Here is a 15,402-nt window from a genome sequence, read left to right on the forward strand (position 1 = left end):
GGTCCTCAGAACGAGCCCACTGTGCTGGTGACCACGGCCACCAGCAGAGGCAGCACACCGAGCACCATAAAGGCGGGCAGGATGCACAGGCCCAGGGGAAGCATGAGCCGCACCGCGAGCTGCGCTGCACGTTGCTGCACCTCGGCGCGGGCAGCCCGGCGGGCGTCGTCGGCCTCACTGCGCAAGAGTTCCGCCGCCGGCACTCCCGCGCGTTGGGACAGGTCGAGCACCTCGTCGATTCGTGCGGCCGATGGGTCTTCCACCAACCCGTACTGGGCGGTGCACCGTCGCACCAGCTCCCGGGCGCGATCGACCGGGCTTCCCCCGGAGACGGCGATAGCCACGAGGTCGAGGGTGAGTCCGGGCGTGAGATCCCGCGGTTGCGCCGACCGAACCAGCCGGCGATTCCACCCCGCGGCGGCCGCGAGCAGGCCGCCGCCCACGACGAGGCACACCAGTCCCACCGGGGTCGCGAAGAGCGTCGCGACGGTGTTGAATCCCAACACCATTCCGAACAGCACACCGATGACCGGCAGCACCATGACCATGCGTGCCGTGGAGACCGGGGCGGAGAGGGCGACAGCGATGTCGCGTTGAGCTTCTGCAAGCGACCGCAGGGATCGGGCGAAGTCCCGCAGGGTCGGGGCCAGCGGCGCACCGGCCTCCGACGCCACGGCCCAGGCCGCGGCGAGTCCTCGCCAGGCACCGGCATCGCCGTCCGGACGGCCATCGGCGGCCGCCGCGATGGCATCGGGGATCGCCTGTCCGGATGCCACTGCCGCCGCAATCTGGCCGGCCGGGCCATCCGCTCGCAGGTATTCCCATGCGCCAGCCGGCGCAACACCCGCCCGCAGCAGAACCGCCAGACGCTGCACAACGGACGCGACTGCCGCAATGTCGGGTGCCCGCGCGCGCGACCGGGCTCGCCACTTGAAACGTGGCCGCTCGCGTCCCCTCGCGCGAGTCGCGGCGCCGGTCACGCCGCCTCCACGGTCAATCGATCATGGCGATCGAGGGCGAACCGCCCCATCTGGGCAAGCCGACGTTGCGTACCCACGCGTTCCAGGTGCAGCACGGTGCCGATCGCGCTCACCGTCTGGCGGGCAATCGCCACGGCGGACATGCCTGCGAGGGCGCCGAGTGCCTCCAGCCGGGCGGGAACGTCTTCGAGCGAGTTCGCGTGCAGGGTTCCCGCGCCGCCGTCGTGCCCGGTGTTGAGCGCGGCGAGGAGCTCGCGAATTTCGGCGCCGCGGCACTCCCCCAGCACAAGTCGGTCGGGCCGCATTCGAAGTGCCTCGCGCACGAGACGTTCGAGGCCCAGCGCACCCGCTCCTTCGAGGTTGGCCTGCCGCGCCTCGAGCGACACGAAGTGCGGATGGGTGACCCGAAGTTCGCCGACATCCTCGATTGCGACGATGCGTTCGGTCGAGGAGGCTCCACACAGCATCGCCGACAAAAACGTCGTCTTACCGCTACCGCCGGCACCGGTGATCAGCATATTTTCTCGCCGGGAAATGAGCTCCTCGATGGTGCCCCGTGCGAAAGACCCGAAGAAGCCGACGCCGTCTAGCGTGTCCATGGTGATGATCTGCACGCGAGGGAGGCGTATCGACAGCAGGGTTCCTGCCGGCGAGATGGGAGGGAGCACCGCGTGCACGCGGATGCCGTCATCCAGCCGGGCATCGACGCACGGGGTTGCTTCGTCGATGTGACGGCCACCCCGCGACATCAGCCGCACGGCCAACGCGCGCAATTGCGCCTCGTCCAGCGCAAGGTCGGGCACTGGACTCAGTCCCTCTCCCCTGTCCACCCACACGCCGGCGCCACCGTTGATGAAGACGTCGGTAACGCTGGCGTCCGCGACAAGGTGGGCGACCGGTCCGAATTCGGACGGGTACTCCCCGCCGAGAGTTCGACGCGGAAGATCGGATGGCGCAGCGTCTGGGTCACGAACAGATGCGGCCTGCGGGAGGTCAGCATCGACAAGGTGAAGCGTGGCCGTCGGATCTCGACGGGGCTTCTCGCGAACCGCGACGAACCTTTCGTCGCGCCGCGCCGCGAGCTGGATGACGGGAGCGATTGCGCGCGATTCATCGATCATGCGACGACGGTAGGTCTCCGGTGTCACCACCGGATCGCGATCGATGAATCTGGGTAAACGGGAAATTCGTGTCACTCTGTGGAGGACACGAGCCAGCCTGTTGTTACCTGGTCGCGGTCCTTCCGGCGGAGCGCTCGCGGGGATACCGTCGGGCGTATGGCAAAGCAGATAATCATGACCGCCAACGCGCCGAGTTCGTCGCTCTACAGCCAGGGCGTCAAGGTCGGATCGACGGTATATGTCTCGGGAATGACCGGAGTTGACCCTGCGACCTCAGAGCTGGCAGGCCCCACGATTGAGCAACAGACGACGCAGGCCCTGCGCAACTGCGAGGCGATCCTCAGAGCGGGCGGTGGTTCGCTGGATGACGTGGTGCAGGTCACCGTGCTCCTGGCGCACCCCGACGACTTCGCCGGGATGAACGAGAGCTACGCAACGATATTTCCCTCGGAGCAACCCACCCGCGCGGTCACCAAACTCGGCGTGGATCTGCCGAACGTTCTTGTGTCGGTCATGATGACCGCACATCTTGGTGACTAAGAGACGGGGAGTTACTGCTCCTGGATGGAGACGCCGTCCGTTGCGGCCGAGGACGCACCGCAGGTGATCGACTGGGCGCCGACCACGATGGGATCGGTGGCCGCGAGCTTGGTGCCGAGCGTCGTCGTTGCTCCGTTGCTCGCGAGCTTGCCGTTGGCGCTGAGGTTGATCACCGTTTGCGTCACGGTGTAGGTCCTGCCGGTCGCCGTGGCCTGCAGTCCCACGATTTCGGTGCCCTGGTCCGTCGTGATGCAGCCAACGCCGGTGCCATTGCCGCGAAGGTTCTCCATGTCGAAGGTGTACGCCTCGCCGCCCGGGTTCAGGGGCTGGACGAAGTTGCATCCGACCAGCACGTGGAGATACGCGCCACGACCGTCGTCGGCGAGGGAGATGATCCGTCCGCCGACCATTTTCGCCAGGAATGCGTGGCGTCCGCCGGGCGACGCCGAGTTGACCTCGTACGAGAACATCGCACCCGAGGCGGTCGTCACGCCGAATCGCACGGGCCCACCGTCATCCGTCGCCCACAAGACGTCCTTTTTTCCGTCGCCATCGACGTCAATCACCTTGCGGGCAACGGCGTCCGCGGGCATCGAGGTGGCGGGAGTGGGGGCGCATCCGGACGACGCGGTGGTCGTGGTTCCGGGATTAGAGGTGGAGGTACTGGCGGAGGGAGTGTCGGTCGCCGTCGTCGTTGACGGGTGTGACGCGCTCGGCTGGGTGACCGAGGCGCTTGCGTCGGGAGTGGTGGAGGCGGACGTGGACGAGCATCCCGCCAGTCCTACCGTCGTCGCCGCAACGAACACCAGAAGAATCACCCGGGAACGTGAGAGGACTGTCATGCACTTAGCCTCGCATCCGATGCTGCGTAGAGCTGGCGAGAGTGCCGGACGTTGGCTGGCACCCTGCTGAATGCGAGTGGATGTCACGGCCCGCGGCTTAACGAGAGGGGCGGCGCCTATTGGGGGGAACAGGCGCCGCCACAGCGGCGTCGGATTGGGGGGAATCGCTTGACGCCGCGTCGTCAAATTTGCATTTGACGGGTTCGATAGTACCCCTAAAGGAGGACGCGGTGCCAGATGTTTGCACCACGGATATTGCGGATTCGAAGCCCACTTTCAGGCTCGGTCTAGGATCGGATTATTCAACGAGGAATCGTGCACTTTTGAGGCACGGAGCGAGACAAACAAGGATGACAATGCCCACGAATTCGATTGACAGCCTGCTACGCGAGACCCGGCGATTTGCGCCCGCAGAGGACTTCAGTTCGAACTCCGTGACTCCCCCGGACATCTACGACCGGGCCGCGGAAGACCGCGTTGGCTTCTGGGCCGACACCGCCCGCGAACTCCTGCACTGGCACTCCCCCTTCACAGAGACCCTCGACTGGTCAAATCCCCCATTTGCGAAATGGTTCGCCGACGGCAGCATCAACGTCGCTTATAACTGTCTTGACCGGCACGTGATCGCCGGCAATGGCGATCGCGTCGCACTGTATTGGGAGGGCGAAAATGGCGATACCGCGCGCATCACCTACGCGGAACTGACCGGGGAGGTCAAGAAGGCCGCGAATCTGCTCACCTCGCTCGGGGTGCAGCAGGGTGATCGCGTTGCCATCTATCTGCCGGTGATTCCCGAGGCCGTCATCGCCATGCTCGCGGTTGCCCGCATCGGCGCGGTGCACTCGGTCGTGTTTGGAGGCTTCAGCTCGGAGAGCCTTCGCTCGCGCATCGATGACGCCAGCGCCAAGCTCGTGATCACCGCGGACGGCGGATGGCGCAAGGGCAAGGTCTTCCCGCTCAAGGCGGCGGTCGACGGGGCGCTGGCGAACGGCACCTCCACCGTCGAGCACGTACTCGTCGTGCAGCGCGGACACAACGATGTCGAGTGGACCGAGGGTCGCGACCTCTGGTGGCACGACGAGATCGTCGCAATGGACGCCGATCACGAGGCGCAGGGGTTCGAGGCGGAAAATCCGCTCTTCATCCTCTACACCTCGGGCACAACCGGTAAGCCCAAGGGCATCCTGCACACCAGCGGCGGCTACCTGACCCAGGTCGCGTTCACGCACAAGCACGTGTTCGACCTGCACCCGGAGACCGACGTGTACTGGTGCACGGCCGACGTGGGCTGGATCACCGGTCACAGCTACGTCGTCTACGGTCCGCTGGCCAACGGTGCGACCCAGGTGCTGTACGAGGGAACCCCGGACACCCCGCACCAGGGACGCTGGTGGGAGATCGTGCAAAAGTACGGCGTCACGATCTTCTACACGGCACCGACGGCGATCCGCTCGTTCATGAAGATCGGACGGCAGATTCCGCAGCAGTTCGACCTGTCGAGCCTGCGCCTGCTCGGGTCGGTGGGCGAGCCGATTAACCCGGAGGCGTGGATCTGGTACCGCGACATCATCGGCGGCGGCGAGACGCCCATCGTCGACACGTGGTGGCAGACGGAGACCGGCGCGATCATGATCTCGGCCCTGCCCGGGTTGACGACGCTGAAGCCGGGTTCGGCGCAGGTTCCCATCCCGGGAATCAAGATCGACATCCTCGGTGAGGATGGCACGCGGGTAGACCCGCCGCACGGAGGACTGCTCGTCGTCTCCGAGCCGTGGCCGTCGATGTTGCGCGGCATCTGGAATGACCCCGACCGCTTCATCGAGACGTACTGGTCGAAGTTCTCCACGCCCGAGAAGTACAAGTACTTCGCCGGCGATGGCGCCCACGTCGATACCGACGGTGACATCGTGCTGCTCGGACGTGTCGACGACGTGATGAACGTCTCCGGTCACCGCCTCTCGACCCAGGAGATCGAATCGGCCCTCGTGTCCCACCCGATCGTGGCCGAGGCGGCCGTCGTGGGAGCCGAAGACGAAGCCACCGGCCAGGCAGTGGTGGCATTTGTCATCATCAAGTCGAACCAGCAGGACGCCCAGACGGCAACGGAGGCAAGCGCGCTCCTGCGCCAGCACGTGTCCGAGCAGATCGGCGCGATCGCGAGGCCCCGCCAGGTCTTCATCGTCGCCGAGCTTCCCAAGACCCGGTCGGGCAAGATCATGCGGCGGCTGCTGCAGGATGTCGCGGAGGGACGCGAAATCGGCGACACCACGACTCTTGCCGACACCTCCGTTATGCAGATCATCAGCGACAAGCTCAAGTAGCCCCGGAAGCCGGCCGAGGGGCGGGGCCGACTACGTAAAGGACGGAGACACACCCCTCGGTTCGGCACCCAGCGACGGGGAAACGCGCGTTCCCCGGGTTACCGTCGGTCCATGAGATCTCAACGACCTCGGGGGGTTTGGTCGGCGATCGGCTCCGTCCTCGGTTTTCTGTTCTTCAGCGTGCTCGCGGGCGGCCTGGTCGCCGTCATGATCGCGCCCGCGGTCGCCGGCGGCAGCCTCGTGGTGTCGAGCTCCATCGGTGTGTTCGACAGCCTGCCCACGTACATCGAGATCAACGCCCAGGCACAGCAGAACAGGATCTTCGCGACCAAGGGTGGAAAGCCCGTGCAGATCGCGACCGTCTACAACCAGAACCGTCAGGAAGTCACGCAGGACCAGGTTTCCCAGTTCGCCCTGGATGCCGCGGTCAGCGGCGAGGACAGCAGGTTCTACGAGACCGGCGGCATCGACGTGCAGGGTCTCGTGCGCGCGGCCGTGCACAACATCGCCACCGGCACCGCGGACGAGGGCGCGTCGACGATCACCCAGCAGCTGGTGAAGAACATCCTGATCCAGCAGGCACTCACGCTTCCCACTCCCGAGGCGCGCAAGGCAGCGCTGCACCAGGCAGCCGGCGCGACCCCCGACCGCAAGCTGCGCGAGATGAAGCTCGCCATCGCGATGGACAAGAAGTACACCAAACCGGAAATCCTGCTGGCGTACCTCAACATCGCCGGATTCGGCGGCAACACCTACGGCATCCAGGCCGCCGCCGAGCAGTTCTACAACACCGACGCCAAGCACCTCACCGTTGCCCAGTCCGCCAGCCTCATTGCCATCGTGCAGCACCCCGAGACCCGTAGCCTGGACGACCCCGCCAACTACGTGAACAACCAGACCCGACGCGACTACATCATCACCGCCATGTTCACCGACGGAAAGATCACCCAGGCCCAGCGCGACGAAGCGCTCGCCACTCCCGTCGACAAGACCACGGTGACGATCACCGAGCCCCGCAACGGCTGCAGCTACGCCCTCAAGTACGCGAAGTACTTCTGCGACTACATCCAGAAGAGCGTCAAGGACCTCACCGCCCTCGGCGCCACCCCCGCCGAGCGCGCCGAGAACTGGCAGCACGGCGGCTACGACGTGTACACGACCCTCGACTACGACCTGCAGACCGTCGCCCAGCAGACCAGCTGGGCACTGGCGCCTGCCAAGGAAACCAAGCTGAAGCTCGGCAGTTCCACCGTCTCCGTGGAGGTCGGCACCGGTCGCATCCTCGTGATGGCGCAAAACACGCAGTTCGACGACACCGGGCAGACCTCGGGCCGCTCCGTGACATCCGTCAATTTCTCCACTGACAAGGCGTATGGCGGGTCCGGCGGCTTCCAGCCCGGCTCGACCTACAAGCTCTTCACCCTGATCAACTGGCTGCAAAACGGGCACGGCATTAACGAATCGGTGGATGGCTCGCCCCGCACAGTCCCGCAGGCGTCGTTCAAGGATTCCTGCGGGGGCCCGTGGGTGGGTTCCTACAAGTTCGGCAATGACGAGGCAAGCGAAGTCGGCCAGTTCACGGTGGCGCGCGCCACCCAGAAGTCGATCAACGGTGCGTTCGTCTCGATGGCGCTGGAGCTCGACCTCTGCGATATCGCCAACACGGCCCGCTCACTCGGGGTGCACCGCGCCGACGGTGATCCCCTGAAGACCAACCCGTCGTCGGTGCTCGGCATCAACGAGGTTGCCCCGATCTCGATGTCCGCGGCGTACGCCGGCATCGCCAACAGCGGCACCTTCTGCAGCCCCATCGCGGTCGACAAGATCGTCGGGCCCGGCGGAGTTGCCCTCCCCGGCCAGAACGCGAACTGCCACACGGCGATCGATTCGGACGTCGCGGACACCGCGGCCTACGCGATGGCCGGCGTGGTCACCGGCGGCACCGCCCGCAAGGCCGACCCGCACGATGGCACCGTGCACATCGCCAAGACCGGAACCACCGACGCATCCAACCAAACCTGGATCGTCGGCGCCAGTCGCAAGGTCTCCACCGCCGTCTGGGTGGGCAACATCTCCGGGTTCGTGCCGCTGCGCAGCACCCTGACGAACGGGGCGTGGGGATCCGACATCCGTCACGACATCTGGCGCACCACGATGCTCGCGATTGACAAGAAGTACAAGGGTGGCGCCTTCCCGCCGCCGGCGACCGCCCTGCTCAAGGGGTCCGGCGTCACGGTGCCACAGCTGGCCGGCCAGAAGGTCGAGACCGCCACCGCGCAACTGCAGGTGCTCGGCTTCACCATCACCGTCGCCGGTAAGACCAAGTCGGCGCTGCCCTACGGCACTGTGGTGCGCAGCACTCCCGCCGCCGGTGCGCTGGCTTCGCGCGGCGCGGCCATCACCGTCGTCACCAGCGACGGATCCCTCAACACCATGCCGAACCTGGTCGGATTGAGATTTGCGGATGCCGCGGCGGTGCTCACCTCGGACGGCTTCCTGAACGTCAGCGAGGAGTGCGTGCCCCTGGCCAAGTCGGGTGGGGCGAAGGATGGGACCGTGGTGTCGTCCAACCCCGCAGCCAGCAACTCCGTGACATCCGCCGACCTTATTGTTCTGCGGGTCGCACGCTCTGTCTGCACACCGTCAACCGCAACGCCGACGCCACCGACAGCGCCGCCCGCCGGATAACGTTCCGGCGAGACCATTCGGCCGAGGTATACAACCTGGTCGATATACGTCGCTGGGATGAGGCGCGGGAGGACGTCACTCACTAGCGTGAAGTGATGAAGAACTCTCAACGATCACGTGGTGCCGGGTCGGCGCTTGGCGCGCTGCTGGGGCTGTCGGTATTCAGCGTGATTGCGGGCGTACTCGTCGCGGTGCTGGTCGCACCCGCGATGGCCGTCAGTAGCGCCGCGGCGTCGAGCACCATCGACATCTTCGACAGCCTTCCGTCGTACATCGAGATCAATGCGCAGCCACAGCAGAACCGGATCTTCGCGACGAAGAACGGTAAGCCCGTGCAGATCGCGACGGTTTACGACCAGAACCGGCAGGAAGTGGCCTGGGACGAGGTCTCGGAGTTCGCCCTGGACGCCGCGGTCAGCGGTGAGGACCGCCGGTTCTTCGAGACCGGCGGCATCGACGTGCAGGGTCTGGCGCGCGCAACGATCCACAACCTGGCGACCGGCACCGCCGACGAGGGAGCGTCGTCGATCACGCAGCAGCTGGTGAAGAACATCCTCATTCAGAAGGCGCTGACGCTGCCCACGAAGGCCGAGCGCAAGGTCGCGCTCCAGCAGGCGGCGGGGCCCACCCCCGACCGCAAGATCCGGGAGGTCAAACTCGCGATCTCGATGGACAAGAAGTACACCAAGCATGAGATCCTGCTCGCATACCTCAACATTGCGGGGTTCGGCGGCAACACCTACGGCATCCAGGCGGCGGCCGAGCAGTTCTACAACACGGACGCGAAGCACCTGACGGCGGCGCAGGCGGCGAGCCTCATTGCGATCGTGCAGCACCCCGAGACCCGCAGCCTCAACGACCCCGCGAATTACCCCGAGAACAAGGAACGCCGTGACGTGATCCTCGGCTGGATGCTCGCCGAGGGCAACATCACGCAGGCGCAGCACGATGAGGCGGTCGCCACACCGGTCGACAAGACCACCGTCACCATCACCGAGCCTCGCAACGGGTGCACCTACGCGAGCAAGTACGCGAAGTACTTCTGCGATTACATCCAGAAGAGTGTGAAGGACCTCACCGCCCTCGGCGCGGATCCCGAAACCCGGGCCGAGAACTGGAAGCACGGCGGCTACGACGTCTACACGACCCTCGACTACGACCTGCAGACGGTCGCGCAGAAGGCGAGTTGGGAGCTGGCGCCCGCCAGCGAGACGCGCCTGCGCCTCGGGAGTTCGACGGTGTCCGTGCAGGTCGGAACCGGCCGCATCCTCGTGATGGCGCAAAACACGAAGTTCGACGACACCGGCGAGACATCAGGCCGCTCCGTGTCATCCGTCAATTTCTCCACCGACAAGTCCTACGGCGGGTCCGGCGGTTTCCAGCCGGGCTCGACCTACAAGATCTTCACGCTGCTCAACTGGTTGCAGAACGGCCACGGCATTAATGAATCGGTGGATGGCTCGGGGCGCACGGTCTCGCAGTCCACGTTCTCCGACTCCTGCAACGGCCCGTGGACCGGCCCCTACACGTTCGGCAACGACGAGGCCGGGGAAAAGGGCTCGTACACCGTCGCCGCGGCCACTGCGAAGTCGGTCAACGGTGCCTTCATCTCCATGTCGCTGCAGCTCGACCTCTGCGAGATCGCCAAGACGGCCAAGTCGCTCGGGGTGCACCGCGCCGACGGCGACCCGCTCGAGACCCGGCCCTCCTCGGTGCTCGGCGTGAACGAGGTTGCCCCGCTCACGATGTCCGCGGCGTACGCCGGCATCGCCAGCGGCGGAAAGTACTGCAGCCCCATCGCGGTGGACAAGGTCATCGGCCCCGATGGCGCCACCCTCCCCGGCCAGGACGCAAAGTGCCACCGTGCCCTCGAGTCGAGCGTCGCCAATACCGCCGCCTACGCGATGGCGAGCGTCATGACCGGCGGCACCGGCGGCCAGTCCAACCCCAACGACGGCACGCCCCACATCGGCAAGACCGGAACGACCGACGAGTCCAACCAGACCTGGATGGTCGGGGCGAGCCGCAAGGTGGCCACCGCCGTCTGGGTCGGAAACGTCTCGGGGCACGTGCCGCTGCGCAGTTACCTCTCGAACGGCTCCTACGGGGCGACGATCCGGCACAATATCTGGCGCACCACGATGCTGGAAGTCGACTCGAAGTACCCCGGCGGCGCTTTCCCGCCGGCGGCATCCGCTCTCCTCAAAGGCTCCGGCATCACCGTGCCGAATTTGGCGGGCCTGACGCTTCCCGAAGCCACCGCGCAGCTCAAGGGCCTCGGCTTCACGCTGACCGTCACCGACCAGATCTCGTCGGCGCTGCCCGCCGGGTCGGTCGTGCGCAGCTCCCCCGGCGCCGGAACCATCGCCTCCCGCGGCTCCGCTATCAGCGTCGTCACGAGCAACGGCAAGCTGGCAAAGATGCCAAAGGTGGTCGGGTTGCAATTTGCGGATGCCTCGGGCCGCCTGTCTGCGGCCGGCTTCACCACCATCTCGGAGCTCTGCATCCCCCTCGCGCCCAGCAACGCGGCCCGTGACGGCTATGTCGTCGCGAGCAGCCCGGGCTCCGGTCGCACCGTGAAGCGCACGGATCACATCGGGCTCAGCGTGGGCCGCACCGCCTGCTAGCCGTCCGCAGACGCAAAAGGCCGGGCCGCACCACGCGGACCCGGCCTTTACGCAGGGGTTATCAGGCGAATTCGAAGACGAACTCGATCTCGACCGGCGAATCCAGGGGCAGGACGGTCAGCCCCACGGCGCTGCGGGCGTGCTGGCCCGTCTCCCCGAAGATCTGGCCGAGCAGCTCGGACGCTCCGTTAATAACACCGGGCTGGCCGGTGAAGGACGGGTCGGATGCCACGAACCCGACGACCTTCACGACGCGGGTGATGCGGTCCAGCGACCCGATGACACTCTTGGCCGCCGCGAGCCCGTTGAGCACGCAGATGGCGGCGAGGGCTTTCGCGTCCTCGGCGGAGACTCCGTCGGCGGCGCCTACCTTGCCGCTGTGGGAGAGGGCGCCTTTGACGAACGGCAGTTGCCCCGAGGTGAATACGAGGTTGCCCGTGATGACGGCGGGAACGTACGCGGCGACGGGAGCCGCGACATCCGGCAATTCGATTCCGAGCTCTGCCAGACGCTCATCGATGCGGCTCATGATGCGTCCGCGTTCGTCTGGCGCTTCATGTAGGCGACCAATCCGCCCTCGGGGCCGACGACGATTTGCACCAGTTCCCAGCCCTCGGAGCCCCAGTTATTGAGGATGGCTGAGGTCGCGTGAATCATCAGCGGGGTGGTCAAGTATTCCCAGGTGGGCATTTGTGGGCCTTCATTCAGCTTGAGTTCGGCGTTGATCGCTTACCCTTGATTCTATGTCTGCCCAAAAACCCCGATCCGGAAGTGTGCTCGCGGCGCTTCTTGGCACCCTCGGCTTCAGCGTTCTTGCCGGTCTTCTGGTGGCCGTGATGGTCACACCGGCCATCGCCATCACCGGAGCCACGGTCAACAGTTCCATCGGCATCTTCGACAGCCTGCCCAGCTTCATCGAGATCGACCAGCAGCCTGAGCAGAACCGAATCTTCGCGACGAAGGACGGCAAGCCGTACCAGATCGCCACCATTTTCGACCAGAACCGCGAAGAAGTGACCTGGGACAACGTCTCGGATGCAGCGAAGGATGCCGCGGTCAGCGGTGAAGACAAGCGCTTCTACGAGCACGGTGGAGTGGACATCCAGGGCATCATTCGCGCGGGCGTCGGCAACCTGTCGGGCAAGGAACTGCAGGGTGCATCCACGATCACCCAGCAGGTCGTCAAGAACATCTACGTTCAGCAGGCGCTGGAGAAGGACACGGCCGAGGAGCGTACGAAGGCGTACAACGAGGCAGTCTCCCCCAGCATCGAGCGCAAGCTGAAGGAAATGAAGCTCGCGATCTCGTTGGAGAAGCAGTACTCCAAGCAGCAGATTCTGCTGGCATACCTCAACATCGCGTTCTTCGGCGATAACGCATACGGCATCCAGGCAGCTGCCGAGCACTACTTCAGCGTTTCCGCAAAGGATCTGACGGTGACCCAGGCCGCGAGCCTCATCGCCATCGTGCAGGAGCCGTCCACGCGAAGCCTGCAGGACCCGGCGAATTACCCCGCAAACCTCGTGCGCCGTGACTTCATCATCAACTCGATGTACACGGACGGCAAGATCACCGCTGCCGAGCGCGACACCGCCCTCGCCGCCAAGCTCGACAAGACGACGATCAAGATCTCGGATCCCCGCAACGGCTGTATCTCGGCGAACAAGTACTCCAAGTTCTTCTGTGATTACGTGCGTCAACTCGTCAAGGACCTGCCCGCCTTCGGCGCCAATGCCACCGAACGCGCGGCGAACTTCAAGCGCGGTGGGTACGACATCTACACCACGCTTGACGTCAACCTGCAGACCGTGGCCACCAAGGCGAACCAGAAGTACGCCCCCAATGACTACGCCCAGCTGAAACTGGGTAGCTCGACCGTCTCGGTCGAGGTGGGCACCGGACGCATCCTGGTCATGACCGAGAACAAGGTCTTCAACGACACCGAAAAGGGTGGCGGCAAGACCGCAACCGCCGTCAACTTCTCCACCGACAAGGCATACGGAGGCTCGAGCGGATTCCAGCCCGGATCGACGTACAAGCCCTTCACCCTTCTCACCTGGCTCAAGGCCGGGCACGGCCTGAACGAGTCGGTCAACGGCTCGGGCCGCACCGAGGCTGCCTCCAGCTTCACCGACTCCTGCACCCCCGGTGGGTGGGGCGGTCCGTTCACCTTCAAGAACGATGACAGCCGCGGCGGACAGATGACCGTCGCCACCGGAACGCAGTACTCGGTCAACGGTGTCTTCGTCTCCATGGCGTTGAAGCTCGACCTCTGTGACATCCGCAACACCGCACAGGCGTTTGGCGTCCACCGTGCCGATGGAACCCCGCTGCAGACCAACCCGTCGTCCGTCCTCGGAACGAACGAGGTCGCCCCGCTGACCATGGCCGCCGCGTACGCCGGCATCGCCAACAGCGGCATGTACTGCGCACCGATCGCCGTCGACAAGATCATCGGACCCGACGGTAAGGAACTGGCCGGCCAGGCACAGACCTGCAAGCAGGCAATCGATGCGGATGTCGCGAACACCGCAGCCTTCGCGATGCAGAAGGTCATGACGGCCGGTACCGGTACCGCCTCGAACCCGTACGACGGTGTCGAGTACATCGGTAAGACGGGAACCACTGACGACTCGGTTCACACGTGGATGGTCGGAGCAAGCCGCAAGGTTGCCACCGCCGTCTGGGTGGGAAACATCTCGGGCAAGGTCCCGCTGCGAAGCGTGTACACCGCCTACGGTCAAACCGCCGTCATGCGACACCAGATCTTCAAAACCGTGGCAACGGCCATCGACAAGGTCTCGAAGTACCGGGGCGGCGACTTCCCCAGTGCCACGGCGTCGATGCTCGTGGGCTCGGGCGTAAAGGTGCCCTCGTTGAGTGGTAAGAGCTACGACTACGCAAAGTCTGTGCTCGAGGCATCCGGCTTCAAGGTCAAGAATGGTGGCACCGTCACCTCCTCGGTTTCCGAGGGCGACATCGCCAAGAGCAGCCCCTCGTCGGGCACCCTGGTGTCGCGCGGTGACGAGGTGACGATCTACACCTCCAACGGCCAGCTCACCTCGATGCCGAACATCGTCGGCGACGGGCAGCAATCCGTCGATTCCGCCCAGGCGACGCTCTCGGGAGCAGGCTTCACCTCGATCAAGACCCAGTGTCAGACGCTCGCCGCGGGCGATGCCGGTCGTGACGGCAAGGTCGTCGGGTCCAACCCCACGGCCGGAAAGTCGCTGCGATACGACAACAACGTGACGATCTTCTACGGCTCGCTCGACTGCTCCAAGCCGTAATGGCTCACTCCATCGGCAAGGCCGCTGTCTCCACGCTCGGCGTGGCGGCAGCGGCCGGCGTGGCCGCCTTCGCGTACGGAGCTCTCGTCGAGCGCAAGGCGTTCACGGTGCGACACGAGACCCTTCCCGTGCTCGATCCCGGCGCACGTCCCCTGACAGTCCTGCACCTCTCCGACCTCCACATGGCACCGTGGCAGGTCGACAAGCAGGAGTGGGTCCGTTCGCTGACGGTTTACGAGCCCGACCTCATCGTCAACACCGGCGACAACCTCGGCCACGTCGAGGGACTTGCGGGCGTCGAGTACGCCCTCGAGCCCTTCCGTAACGTCCCAGGCGTCTTCGTGTACGGCTCGAACGACTATTACGGCCCCACGCCCAAGAACCCGCTGAAATACTTCATGGCGCCCAGCTCGCACGCTCCCAAGCAGGCGAAGCTCGACGTCGAGGGCCTCACAAGTTTCTTCGAGGACTCCCTCGGCTGGCTCGACCTCAACAACCTCTCCCGCGCGATGCTCATCAAGGGCTCCCGTCTCGAGTTCTTCGGAACCAATGACGCGCACCGCCAGTGGGACCGTCTCGACCGCCTCCCCGGAGCGATCGACGAGATGCGCGAAAATGTGGCGTGGGTGGATGACACGGCCGGCCCCGACGTCGTCAGCATCGGTGTTACCCACGCCCCGTACCAGCGCGTTCTCGATGCCTTCGTCACCTACGGCGCCGACGTGATCTTCGCCGGACACACCCACGGTGGACAGGTTCGCGTACCCGGTTTCCCGGCTCTCGTCACCAATTGCGACATTCCGCGCGACCAGGCCCAGGGCCTTTCGCTGTGGAATCACGCGCAGAGAACCGCGTATTTGAACGTCTCTGCGGGCCTCGGAACCTCGATCTACGCGCCCGTTCGGTTCGCGGTTCCGCCCGAAGCCGTCGTAGTGACGTTAACCGCTCGAGATATCAGCTATTCTTGACGAGGTTCGCGCGACATGTCGCGTG

11 protein-coding genes are annotated in these 15,402 nt (G+C 65.3%); 6 read left to right on the forward strand and 5 right to left on the reverse strand.

Features of this window, described 5'->3' with window-relative positions:
- Positions 1–5: 5 nt before the first annotated feature.
- Both HB677_RS04615 and HB677_RS04620 read right to left on the reverse strand, forming a co-directional pair.
- Positions 6–980, reverse strand: coding sequence for a type II secretion system F family protein (locus HB677_RS04615; protein ID WP_213814486.1), 975 nt, complete (start codon positions 978–980; stop codon positions 6–8).
- Positions 977–2,101 carry a TadA family conjugal transfer-associated ATPase gene (locus tag HB677_RS04620; RefSeq protein ID WP_213814487.1) on the reverse strand — a complete coding sequence of 375 codons (1,125 nt, stop codon included), beginning with the start codon at positions 2,099–2,101 and terminating at the stop codon, positions 977–979. Before HB677_RS04620 ends, HB677_RS04615 begins: the two co-directional genes overlap by 4 nt.
- Before the next feature lie 156 nt (positions 2,102–2,257).
- On the opposite strand from HB677_RS04620, the gene HB677_RS04625 reads away from it, so the two are divergent.
- A complete protein-coding gene (locus HB677_RS04625) occupies positions 2,258–2,641 on the forward strand; it encodes a RidA family protein (RefSeq protein WP_213814488.1) in 384 nt (127 codons plus the stop codon).
- A gap of 11 nt (positions 2,642–2,652) precedes the next feature.
- On the opposite strand, the gene HB677_RS04630 is transcribed toward HB677_RS04625, so the two are convergent.
- Positions 2,653–3,483 (reverse strand): hypothetical protein, encoded by an 831-nt coding sequence (locus tag HB677_RS04630; RefSeq protein WP_213814489.1) that lies wholly within the window; start codon positions 3,481–3,483, stop codon positions 2,653–2,655.
- A gap of 356 nt (positions 3,484–3,839) precedes the next feature.
- Here HB677_RS04630 and acs point away from each other — a divergent pair, with 356 nt between their 5' ends.
- From acs to HB677_RS04645, 3 genes are all read left to right on the forward strand, one after another.
- Entirely contained in the window at positions 3,840–5,804 is a 1,965-nt protein-coding gene (gene acs / locus HB677_RS04635; protein WP_213814490.1) for an acetate--CoA ligase, read from the forward strand.
- Between the two features lie 111 nt (positions 5,805–5,915).
- Positions 5,916–8,492 carry a transglycosylase domain-containing protein gene (locus HB677_RS04640; RefSeq protein ID WP_213814491.1) on the forward strand — a complete coding sequence of 859 codons (2,577 nt, stop codon included), beginning with the start codon at positions 5,916–5,918 and terminating at the stop codon, positions 8,490–8,492.
- Positions 8,493–8,587: 95 nt separating this feature from the next.
- Positions 8,588–11,119 carry a transglycosylase domain-containing protein gene (locus HB677_RS04645; protein ID WP_213814492.1) on the forward strand — a complete coding sequence of 844 codons (2,532 nt, stop codon included), beginning with the start codon at positions 8,588–8,590 and terminating at the stop codon, positions 11,117–11,119.
- 61 nt (positions 11,120–11,180) lie between these two features.
- On the opposite strand, the gene HB677_RS04650 is transcribed toward HB677_RS04645, so the two are convergent.
- Both HB677_RS04650 and HB677_RS04655 read right to left on the reverse strand, forming a co-directional pair.
- Positions 11,181–11,648 carry a RidA family protein gene (locus HB677_RS04650; RefSeq protein WP_213814493.1) on the reverse strand — a complete coding sequence of 156 codons (468 nt, stop codon included), beginning with the start codon at positions 11,646–11,648 and terminating at the stop codon, positions 11,181–11,183.
- Positions 11,645–11,809, reverse strand: a complete 165-nt coding sequence (locus HB677_RS04655) for a DUF4177 domain-containing protein (protein WP_213814494.1) — start codon at positions 11,807–11,809, stop codon at positions 11,645–11,647. The genes HB677_RS04650 and HB677_RS04655 overlap by 4 nt, the downstream gene beginning before the upstream one ends.
- Positions 11,810–11,862: 53 nt before the next feature.
- Between HB677_RS04655 and HB677_RS04660 the strand changes: the two genes are divergently transcribed.
- Both HB677_RS04660 and HB677_RS04665 read left to right on the forward strand, forming a co-directional pair.
- Entirely contained in the window at positions 11,863–14,409 is a 2,547-nt protein-coding gene (locus HB677_RS04660) for a transglycosylase domain-containing protein (RefSeq protein ID WP_213814495.1), read from the forward strand.
- Positions 14,409–15,377: a metallophosphoesterase gene (locus tag HB677_RS04665; protein ID WP_213814496.1), complete on the forward strand. Its 969-nt coding sequence runs from the start codon at positions 14,409–14,411 to the stop codon at positions 15,375–15,377. Before HB677_RS04660 ends, HB677_RS04665 begins: the two co-directional genes overlap by 1 nt.
- Positions 15,378–15,402: the final 25 nt, after the last annotated feature.

Origin of the sequence: Glaciihabitans sp. dw_435, from assembly GCF_018449675.1 — a bacterium.
GTDB lineage: Bacteria > Actinomycetota > Actinomycetes > Actinomycetales > Microbacteriaceae > Glaciihabitans.